At 52.1% G+C, this 10749-nt stretch carries 5 protein-coding genes and 1 pseudogene; 3 read left to right on the top strand and 3 right to left on the bottom strand.

What is annotated here, in order from left to right:
- Nucleotides 1-97 precede the first annotated feature (97 nt).
- Nucleotides 98-562 (top strand): annotated as a pseudogene (locus PVA19_RS21320) (integrase core domain-containing protein); the annotation flags it as partial.
- Between the two features lie 706 nt (nucleotides 563-1268).
- On the opposite strand, the gene PVA19_RS21315 reads toward PVA19_RS21320, so the two are convergent.
- Entirely contained in the window at nucleotides 1269-2573 is a 1305-nt protein-coding gene (locus tag PVA19_RS21315) for an HlyD family type I secretion periplasmic adaptor subunit (protein WP_130977469.1), read from the bottom strand.
- A gap of 3 nt (nucleotides 2574-2576) precedes the next feature.
- Nucleotides 2577-4346, bottom strand: coding sequence for a type I secretion system permease/ATPase (locus tag PVA19_RS21310; RefSeq protein ID WP_443111656.1), 1770 nt, complete (start codon nucleotides 4344-4346; stop codon nucleotides 2577-2579).
- Nucleotides 4347-5967: 1621 nt separating this feature from the next.
- Between PVA19_RS21310 and PVA19_RS21305 the strand changes: the two genes are divergently transcribed.
- A complete protein-coding gene (locus PVA19_RS21305) occupies nucleotides 5968-6693 on the top strand; it encodes a transglutaminase-like cysteine peptidase (RefSeq protein ID WP_274104105.1) in 726 nt (241 codons plus the stop codon).
- Nucleotides 6694-7468: 775 nt separating this feature from the next.
- On the opposite strand, the gene PVA19_RS21300 is transcribed toward PVA19_RS21305, so the two are convergent.
- Nucleotides 7469-8182 (bottom strand): metallophosphoesterase family protein, encoded by a 714-nt coding sequence (locus PVA19_RS21300; protein WP_274104108.1) that lies wholly within the window; start codon nucleotides 8180-8182, stop codon nucleotides 7469-7471.
- Nucleotides 8183-9623: 1441 nt separating this feature from the next.
- Between PVA19_RS21300 and PVA19_RS21295 the strand changes: the two genes are divergently transcribed.
- The gene (locus PVA19_RS21295; protein WP_236760387.1) at nucleotides 9624-10244 is read left to right on the top strand and encodes a sugar transferase; all 621 of its coding nucleotides are present in this window, start codon (nucleotides 9624-9626) and stop codon (nucleotides 10242-10244) included.
- Nucleotides 10245-10749 lie beyond the last annotated feature (505 nt).

Genomic DNA, 10749 nt, shown 5'->3' with positions numbered 1-10749 from the left:
AGACGCTCGAGCGCATCGCAAACGGCTGGCCTAGCAGCGAAATCCATGCCCTTATGCCGTGGAACTACAAGGCCTGAACGGCCTCAGCTTGCCGCTTACTCATGACCAACTGGCCACTGGTCGCAAGATCAGGGTTCTGACGGTTGTTGATACCTTCTCTCGCTTCTCGCCAGTGGTGGATGCTCGCTTTAGCTACAAAGGCGAGGATGTCGTTCAGACATTGGAGCGGGTCTGCCGACAGATCGGATATCCCGCGACCATACGTGTGGATAATGGCAGCGAATTCATCTCCCGAGACCTTGACCTCTGGGCCTATCACAAAGGCGTCGTGCTTGACTTCTCGCGGCCAGGCAAACCGATCGACAACAGCTACATCGAGAGTTTTAATGGCAAGTTCCGCGCCGAGTGCCTGAACGCTCACTGGTTCATGAGCCTTGACGGCGCGCGGGCAAAGATGGAGGATTGGCTTAGAGACTATAATGAGTTCCGGCCACACAGCGCGATCGGCAACAAAGTGCCGATTTCGCTCATGAACGGCTCATCGGCACCAGCGCCGACATGAGCCATAACCCCGGAAAATTCCAGCTCCGGCTGGCCCGAAATCGGGTAGCACTTCAAAAAACCGCCACAGCGAACTCAAAGCTGGATGAACCTTGGGGCAACGTCACACATACCTTCATTGCCGCACTGCGTTGTCATGGCCTGACTGCGCCATGATTATCCATCACCCCATGAACCGCGTCTTGTTCGACACATACATCCAGACCCAACTTGTACCAGCGCTTGAGCGAGGCGACGTGGTCATCCTCGACACTCTCGCGGTTTACAAAAGCACCAAGGCGGCACAGGCGCTGAAAGAAAAAGGCGTATGGGTTCTGTTCATGCAGCCCAGATCTCACTCCCACTGAGATGGCTTTCTCCAAGGTCACGGTCCACCTGCGCGCCGCAGTCGGAAGGACCTTCAAGGCCCTTTCAAATGTTCTCGCATCAATCTGCAATCTCTTCGACAGAACCGAGTGCTGGCGGTATCTGAAAGCAGCGGGCTATGCATCCGACTAAACGCACGGTGCTTTAGACATTTCAATCGGCTCCCTCGAATCCAGTGCCAACGCTCCTGCGATAGCCTGCACTTGACCCGTCAAGTACATCCTCTTCGTTGGAAGGTCGCACCGGTGCAAGCGCACTCACCCGAGCCTCGAATAACGTACTCGAGGCAAGGTACGCCTTGGCGTGCAACGAGTTTTGTGTTGGGCTCGATCTCTACGCAGTCACTCTTCCCGGAAGGCGTGTTTCATTTGGTCGGTAAGTGGTTTAGCGAAGTAGGACAGCGCCTGCCGATCGGCAGTTTTGATAAATACTTCCGCAGGCATGCCGGGATAAAGGCTCTTGCCGTTCAGGTTCTCAAGGCTCTCGATGTTCGGAACAACGCGGACTGCGTAGTAAGATTGCCCACTCTTCTGGTCTATGATGATGTCTGGCGAGACCGAAGTGACGTTACCTGTGACTTCTGGAGTGGTTTTTTGGTCGAACGCAGTGAAGCGGATATCTACCTGTTGGCCGAGCGTGATTTGGTCAATACTGCGGGCAGCAATGCGGGCCTCAACTGTGAGTGCTCGCTGGTCAGGTGCCAAAAGCATAAGAGGTTCGCCAGGATTTATAACGCCACCAACAGTGTGAACGGCCAGCTGGTATATTTTACCATCTAACGGCGCTCTGATATCAAGACGTCTCAGCTGATCCTTACCGGCCACCTGTCGCTCTTCGAACTCCGCGATTTTCCCTTCTGTATCGGCAAGGTCTTTGGCAATCTCCGATCGTCTATCCTCGTCCAGCTGAAGAATTTGAAGGTCGATTTCACTGATTTTGCCTTGGGCTTGAGCGCGTGAGGCGAGGCGTTCTCCGCGGTTGCCGCTTAGTTCAACCTTCTGCCGACGCAGACTGTTCACCTTCTGCAGCGTAACCAGCTTTTGCCTGTACAATTCTTCCGAAGCGTCTAGTTCCTGGCCAACAAGTTTTGCGCCATCATCGATCGACTGGAGTTGTATCGTATCTCCCTCGATCTCGGCAGAGAGCTGGTTCTTTCGTTCCTCCAACTGTCGACGCATGCCAGCGAGCGAAGCAACGCGGCTCGTAAAAAGCCGTACCTCTCCTTCTACCAAGTTTAGATCTGCATCGGGCTCAAGACCGTTCAAGTCAACATCGTTTACGGTAAACTCGGTGGCGCCACTGCGTTCTGCGATAAGTCTGCTACGCCGCGCATACAATTGAGCCAAACTACTATTGATGATGCCCAGGCTCGCTCTGATGGAGGTCGCGTCAAGCCTTAAGAGGAGATCGCCCGCTTGAACATGATCGCCTTCCTTAACGACCAATTCAGACACGATCCCTCCGGTCAAGTGTTGGATTTTTTTGACATTCTCATCAATGATGACCATACCGTCTCCGACCACGGCGCCGGAAAGCGATGCCGTCGCAGCCCACCCGCCAATGCCGAAGACCAATACTGCGCCGAGAAGCCCCACTATCAAGACATGACGCTTTATTGAGGTAAGGGAGTTCGTGTTGTCATTCATGAGTTAAGCCTCTGACCCATCAACGACCTTCAATGTAGGTGCGCGCTCCAGAGTTACTGGCCGTTCCTGCTTCTGAAGTATCGAATTGATCACGTCTTCTTTTCTTCCGAAAAGCTGCATCTGACCGTCTTTTACCATCATCACGTGGTCGACGCCGGCAAGTGCGCTCGGACGATGGGCGATGACGATCGCTATCCCGCCGCGGGCACGTACGCTGAGAATTGCGGCAGTCACTGCCGCCTCACCATCTGCGTCCAGGTTCGAGTTCGGTTCGTCGAGAACAACTAAGAACGGATCACCGTAAAGCGCGCGAGCCAGACCCAAGCGTTGACGTTGCCCTGCCGACAGCATGTTTCCGCCGGTGCCTATTTCCGTCTCGTAACCTCGGGGGAGTTTTAAGATCAACTCATGGACACCAGCAGCGGTTGCCGCGGCGATGATGGCAGAAGGGTCAGCATCCCGACGGAACCGAGATATATTCTCCGACACCGTCCCTGAAAATAGCTCAATGTCCTGAGGTAAATATCCGATATGAGACCCAAGCTCGACGTCGCTCCATTGATTGAGCGCAGCGCCGTCAAGACGAATATTCCCACGATAAATTGGCCAAACACCGGTTAGAGCCCTTGCGAGAGATGATTTTCCAGAAGCACTCGGCCCTACTATCCCAACAGCACTGCCGGCGTTAAGTCTAAAATCTACCCCTGCAATCAGTGCTTGGGTTTGCCCAGGTGCGCCGCTGACAAGGTTGTCTACGGACAGTGAACGGCGAGGAGAGGGTAGCAGCATGGGGAAAGGCGCGGCGGGGAATGCCTTTAACAACTCTTTCATACGCCGCCAGGCCTGCAGGGTGGCGGCATAGGCTCGAGCGTTGGCAATTGCCTGCTCGACGGGAGCCAGCGCGCGCGAGGTGAGGATCGATGACGCGATAATTATACCGCCCGATGCTTGGTTCTCAATCACGAGAACGGCGCCGGCTGCGAGTACAGCAGATTGAAGCACCATTCTAAAAATCTTTGAAACGGTCGCGTAGGAATTCGCTACATCTGAATTTTTGCGGTAAGCCGCCCGGTAGGCATCATTTTGCGAAACCCATCGATTGGCGAGCGTATCGGCCATTCCCAAAGCCGTGACGATCTCCGCATTTCTTTGCGCCGCCTGGATATCGGAGGTTCGCCTGTTGCTGAGATCATGTATTTTCTGTGCGGATTTCTGCGTGCTTTTGTTCGCTACCAGCGTCAATACTGCCAGGATGATGCCGCCGACAATTGTCATCGCACCGATAAGCGGGTGGAAGAGAAAGCAGATCGCAACGTAGAACGGGATCCAGGGCAAGTCGAAGATGATCGTCGGGCCCGAACCGCTTAAAAATGTTCTAAGCTGATCAAAGTCCCGCAGAAGCTGCAGTCCGTCGCCGCCGGACCGTAGTTTAAGTGCGCTTCGAACAGTCGTGCTGAATATGGCCCTAGCCATCATCTCGTCGAAAACGCCGCTGATGCGAACCAGAATTCGATTACGAGCAATCTCGAACGCCGCGTGGAAGGCGTACAGCATCAGGGCAAGCACACCAAGCGCCACGAGTGACGCAATGCTCCTGCTTGGGATAACTCGATCGTAGACTTGTAGCATGAAAAATGACGCAGTGAGGTATAGGATGTTGACCAGAGCGCTGGCAACTCCCACTGCAACGACTCCAGGTCGACATTTTTTTATTATCTCAGCTATAGGATCGGTATAGTCCGATGTATTGCTTCGAGAATTAAGTGTTTTCACGCCAACCTCGCGACGGCACGATAGCTATGCTACTGACAATGTACCAAAAAGCTAAAAGGGTAATGGGTATGCTTATTACTGTTCATAACTGAAAGTTATAATATTATCCACAAAACAAAATGTTGTGACTGAAATAAATATGGTTTTGGTAAATCGGCATCGGTCAAACGTTCATGCGTGGACAAAACCGCTTTGCAATTGTCTGTCTTAAGTTTTTCGACGGTACTATTGTTCGCCGGCAGCAGTAGCCAGGGCGGTGGCGGGAACATCGGAATCCGGGATGCGCTGGGTTTAGGTTTATACTTCTGTCAACCTCGTCAAAATCTCTGTCTAGCAATCCTTCGTATTGCAACTGGCGTAACGAAAAAGTCTTTAGCCTGCGCTTCGCCGCAGTGCTCTCTCCGCCGTCACTTCGGGATCATATGCGAACGGTTACAACTTTAATTTCGACGTCGGATACAAACTGACATCTACCGAGTTTCTGAGTATCGCATGTACTCGGCTAGCGCAGTTATCATCGAAAAGTCCCGCCACGCTATTGATTACATGAGGTGGGGTAGTTGCACTGCAGTCAGTGAAAGCGGCCTCTTCATTTTAAAGGCGTATACTACCGACACACCGCGTTCCCGTAAGAGTCGACGACACAGCTGCGATGCGTAGCCCCCGAATTTCCTGACTTAGCCCCGTTGGGATCGCGAGGAAGGGGACGAACCAGTCTTGGAGAGATTTGTCCAGGCTGAGGCGGAAGATCGAAATTTCGGTTGCCGTAAGTGCCGGTAACGCCTCCATCGAGGCTCTTTTGTTCCTCATAGTTTGGGTATTGCTGCTGTTGCGCGGCGGCGCTTCCAAACAAGAGGCAAGACCAAACAATCCCCGGAACGAGTATACTGACAACTTTTACCAACTGCATTGATCCTGTCCGGGTTGCTAGGCCAAGTGTGATGAGCTTTTTGCCAATCGAGCATTTCCAGTTTCTCAAACACCTAGCGTAGCGCCATCTATCCAACTAGAAAATTCACTATATCGTGGTTTTAAAAGGGTAGAGCCTCCCAAATGCAGCCTCTATCGAAATGAATACACGAATTTGCTCTCGCGAATAGGTTTTGTGGACGGTCGCCGCGGAGGTGCGGGTCAGATAGGTTCTCACTCTTTCCTATTGTATCACAAGTGCTTCCGAAAAGTTTCTGGGCAAATTCCGATTCATAGAAGTTTCTTGTGTTATTCGCCATTTGCTTGAGAACCCCGGAATTTCTTTACTTGCCAGCATAAACAAACTATTGACGCCTTCAGCGTGACGGCAGAGACGAGCAATCGTCAGGCGAAGTTTCGAAGACAGGCATGCCTGCTCCTCAAGCAGGGATAAACTACCGATACAACGCAGCCATAAGGAACAGAGCGTTTCCGCCACTGCTGAATGGCACCTGAGTGTCGGCAAGTGCGTATCAATCCGTCAGGAACATTGTGAATGAAGTATAATCAGCGAGCCGTTCTGAGAGTGTAACCACGATGGCGAAGAACATAATTCCCAAAAAAACGCATTTCCATAAAATTTGAACATTTCTCAACACCAAATCTGCAGAAGGCGTGCGGTACTTATTGCGACATAACAGCGAGGTGTTCCATGTCTCTGCCAGTGATGTCGAAGAAAATCCGGTCAAATTTTTGCGTGCTCGTTAGCGCCGTGATTGCGTTCTCATCAGCGCCGGAAGTTGCAAGGGCATTCGGGCCCTCCGGCGTACCTAAAGGGTTTGGCTCTGATGTTGTTCGAATGCTCGAACAGGAGGGCACACTGGCGCCCTTCGCGAGTGTCGTGTTCTGCATGAAGGCGCCAGAACAATGCCGAAAGGTTGGCGGTCCGAGCATAATGGATCTGGATGCGGAGCGAGGAGCGCAGCTGTCGAGGGTAAATTCGACTGTCAACAGATCCATCCGGCCTGTTAACGACCGATCGGGTACGGACGACTGGGAAGTAGATGTCAAAAGCGGCGATTGCGAGGATTTTGCGCTGACAAAGCGCAAACAGCTTATCGAGCTTGGCTGGTCGTCCTCAAGTTTGCGTATTGCTGTGGCGCTAACCTCCAGCGGTGAAGGGCATGCGGTCCTTATCGCAAAGACATCCGCCGGTGACCTCGTGCTCGATAACCGCACGAGTGCAATCATGGACTGGCGTAAAACCGACCTGAGGTTCCTGAAAGTGCAGTCGCGGGACAATCCCAAGCAATGGCAGAATGTTGGTCAAAAAGCTAAGCTGGTCGCCTCTGCGCCCAAGAAAGCTCGCACTGTGACAGCGACGCTCAGGAGAGTGGATCCGGTGCTTCGCCAAGCATCTGATATCGGCAATTATTGATTTTTGCCATTCTTAGGTAGCTGGTCATAGCGGCCTACGCCGATGCATGCCAATCGGCGCTCTGCAACCATTGCGGCCTGGCCAGCAGAAACGGGCAGTTAAAAAACTGGCGGATGACAGACGGTAGCTATTTCGGTGCGAGGAACATATCGATACTCAACGATGAGGTCGCCGCATTCAAGGGCCTTACGACGTTCGACGTAAGTGGCTCTCACGGGACGCTCGTATCGGACATATTCTCGTTTTCGCTGCGGCTCGTAATTTTGGATCATGTCGGCTGCTACCGCAGGAAGCGGAAGCAAGACAGAAAGGCTCAAAATGCAGATGGTGCGCAATCGCATAATTTTCCCCGTGAGCTAGAATAACGAAATGATTTTAAATGAGCTTGATTTGCGTATCGCTGGACGAGTCAATTTCTGAGCGTGCGGTTTGTTCCACGTCGCTCGCTTCAACGATCCAATTTTTACGGCTTGAGTGAGCGTTTTTCGCCTTCTCGCTCAGGCGGCGTAGGTCAAAAGCCGCTTCAGCCGGGCCGGCGAGCCAAGATTGCCTGGGACCAAGCTGATTGCGAGATCCTGCCATCCGCGCCTGCGAAGTCGATTTTCAAACCTAGCTTCGCACAGAGTTGCAACTTGAATCCTGCGGCGGTCGAAACGCGTGGTGGCCTGACCCCATTTGCGTCGCGGCACGCTGAAGCCTCTCGATTTGTATCGCGCTCGTCAGAGAAGAGGAGACGTTCTCGGTCTTAGCGAGAATTCCACTCTCCATGAGTTGCTCAATTCGACGCTTGTGTTGTCGAGAACTTCGTCCCGACAATCCTAAGAACGGTAAGCTTACCGGTTGCGACTGCCGCAGTGTCTATGCCAAGTCGGGCATTCCCGATATTCACAGTGATGCCAGGAGTGTGCCCGTGGATCACGAAGATCGGTAACTGTGGTCCATCCTCCAGGAAAGGTTCGCGTATCCACATAAGGTCGTTATCTGTCTGCGACGCGAGGGCCACACCAGGTCTGACGCCGGCATGCACGAAGAGAAGATTATCGATCTGCAATGATACAGGCAGAGCTTCTAGTCTTGAAATGTAGGCGGTTGGTATAGTCTCTCGGACGACGTGATGTAGCCCTTTTAATCCAACCCTTTTTAGCACATTTTCAACATCTATCCCGAAAGAGGTTAGTGTCGCGCTGCCAGCAAATTCCAGCCAAGCATCAATTGGCAAGTCGCCACGCACCATTTTGACGAGTTGGTCGTCATGGTTGCCGCACAGGGCAACGTCCTCAATTTCTTCTGATATCGGTTGGGTGAGCAGTTCCAAAACGTCTCGACTTGCTGGCCCCCGATCTACATAGTCTCCAAGCAAGACGACCAGCTTTCGTCCGGGATAGCCCTGCGCATCGCGCGCAATTAAACGGCGCGCAGAGAGGAATGCCGATGCGCAACCATGTATGTCGCTTATTGCGTATAGTGCACTGAAATCCGACCCATACATCGTCAACCTAGGCCTCGGGGAAGCCGGCGCGATACTAGGTCGGAAACGCTTCATCAGGTGGCGGTGAAACATTCCAAAATTACGTTTAGGAAACACGTGTCATGATCCGTATCGATGCCGAAGCTATCTCGAAGCGATGATCTTCGAGGGAATCGATCCTGTTTTGAGGCCGCCCGGTCGGATTGATTGGAGTATCGTGCTCGGCGATTCCATCACCTACACACCTATTGCGTGCAAGCATACCTTCAGTATCGCCGCTTCTTTATCACCTGTGGCGATGAAATCAAGGCGCTGAACAGGACTTGAGCGCTTTCAGCCAGCATACGATCGAATGGGTGCGAAAGAGGGTCCCGGCGCGCCTGCATGTTTGGTTCATTGTCACGCGCGCTCGATTCCAAGAGCTTCTAAGCGCAGGCGCTTTTAAGGGGTCACCATAGCAATGCTATTGCGATGATCGCGACGGCCCACATTGCCAGCGAAATGCTGAGTAGGATTAGGTAGTTACGGAATCGCCGTGTCATAAGCGAGACAATGCCTCGACTTTAATCTCAGTTGAAGCGCGGGTCATCATCATGTCTAACGCTCGGTTAACAGCTATCGAGGACCTATCGCTTTTCAAGACGTGTCGGCTTCGGGTCACTCGGATTCAATTGAACCGGCGTTCCGGCAGTCCCGCTTGTCGAAGATCATTCGGTGATTGTTTCTACAACTCTCCGTATCAACTACGAAAGGGTGGCCTGCGTCTACTGGCTGATGTTGCGGGTTTGAATTCGGCCCCTTTGTGGGGAGTGACGTAAAGGACCACCTTCCCCACAGATCGCGGTCGAGTTGGCGTGAATTCGATATCGGCAGCATAGGCAAGAGGAAGAATGACTTATCCTACTCGACGCTCTGACAGCGCGCCCCGTACCTTGAGCGGCTGTGGACTTAGGATGGCGATCGCTGGTCTCGTCGGAAAAGAACCAGATGATCTATTTGGCTCCCTCAGGCCGACTTGTGGAGACGAGACGCGGGCTGAAGAGAAAAGATCTTCAATTCTGCTTGGCCTCCAAGCCTAGACTTGAATCTTCGACGTCCCCGAGGTTTCTGTCGAACAAACCGCAAATATTCCGGGGCTCAATCAGAAAGCTCTTCCAAAGCGCCGTAAATGTAGCTTCATCTTGTCCTGGCACCATAAAGTCTTCGTAGTGATCTAAAACTGCATAGCATGTCTTCGTATTTTGCAAGCTAAAACAGGTTAACCAATCTTTAATTTTGGTACTGACAGTGTTACAGAGTTAGAATATAAAGCCGATGAAAGTAACTTCAGCGATTATTTTAGCGGTGCGTCATATGTGCGCAATGTGGGGCGACAAAAATGTCAGACTTCCAATCAGGTGAGTGTGTTCTCGGGACTCTGGATTCCAGTCCGGTTGAAGTATTTCAGCCGTTTTCCGTCCAGATGTCCCAAAAGAATATTTCGCATTTAGCTGCAAAACGATTTCTCGATATAGTGTTAGCTACGCTCGCCCTTATTGTGCTGGCGCCGCTTTTGTTGACAGTTTTTTGCTTGATTAGATGTGAAAGTCCTGGCGGGGCACTCTTCACGCAGACCCGTTGGGGGATGAACGGGAAGAAAATCAAGGTCTATAAATTCCGTTCTATGTACACAGATAAAGGTGATCCCAGTGGGGTTGCGCAGACCGTCGTAGGCGATCCGCGGATCACAAAGGTGGGGCGCTATCTGCGTCGTTTTAACGTCGATGAACTGCCACAGCTCATAAATGTCATTCGTGGTGATATGTCTGTTGTCGGGCCACGCTGCCACGCCGTTGGTATGTTTGCAGCCGGCGTACCGTATGAAACCCTTGTTCCTGAGTATCATCAGCGCCATGCGATGCGTCCAGGTCTCACAGGGCTTGCCCAAATGCGTGGTCTGCGAGGCCCTACAGATCGTCCTTCGAAAGCCCGCGCCCGGATTAATGCCGATCTTCACTACATCGAAAACTTTTCTTTTTGGCTCGATTGCCGAATTATCGTCGGAACCATCTATTCGGAGATGCAGGGCGGTAACGGCTTCTAGCGTGATCATCTTCATCAGCCAAAACTAGATTTGGCTGATGAACGCAGCTTAGATCGATCGTGAAGTGTACGCGAACGCATCTACTTTTGCCGCTGTCTTTGCGACCATGAGTACTGCCAGAACAAAGTGATCAAGTGAGGCGTTTGCGAAAGAGGCAAACTCAAGACCTCACGTATTTGACTGACTCGCTTGCGGTTGATCTGGCACAAATTTGCCTTTTGTTTACAATCGGCTCAGAAGTCTCGGACGAGCGCATAAATTCCTTGATCGGCTGAAACCTGAGTTCGTTAATCGACCGCACTGAGCAGAGGCTTCGGTGAGCGGAGACTTGGGATACTGCGGATCAATGCCGCCCTATCGGTAGGTCTAGAGGTTCAGGCTCAGGTGCATGCCAAAATATTGTGGTCGAACTTGTTGGCACCGCCAGAACGTTCTCCTAACGCGTGAAGAGATTTGCGGGCGAGCGTAAATTTTAAAGGAAATTTTTACTTTATTTCAAAGTATT

Origin of the sequence: Agrobacterium sp. CNPSo 3708 (assembly GCF_028674915.1) — a bacterium.
Taxonomy (GTDB): Bacteria; Pseudomonadota; Alphaproteobacteria; order Rhizobiales; family Rhizobiaceae; genus Agrobacterium; species Agrobacterium cavarae.
Note: the sequence above shows the minus strand (reverse complement) of the source record. Positions and strands in the feature narration are given on the sequence as shown.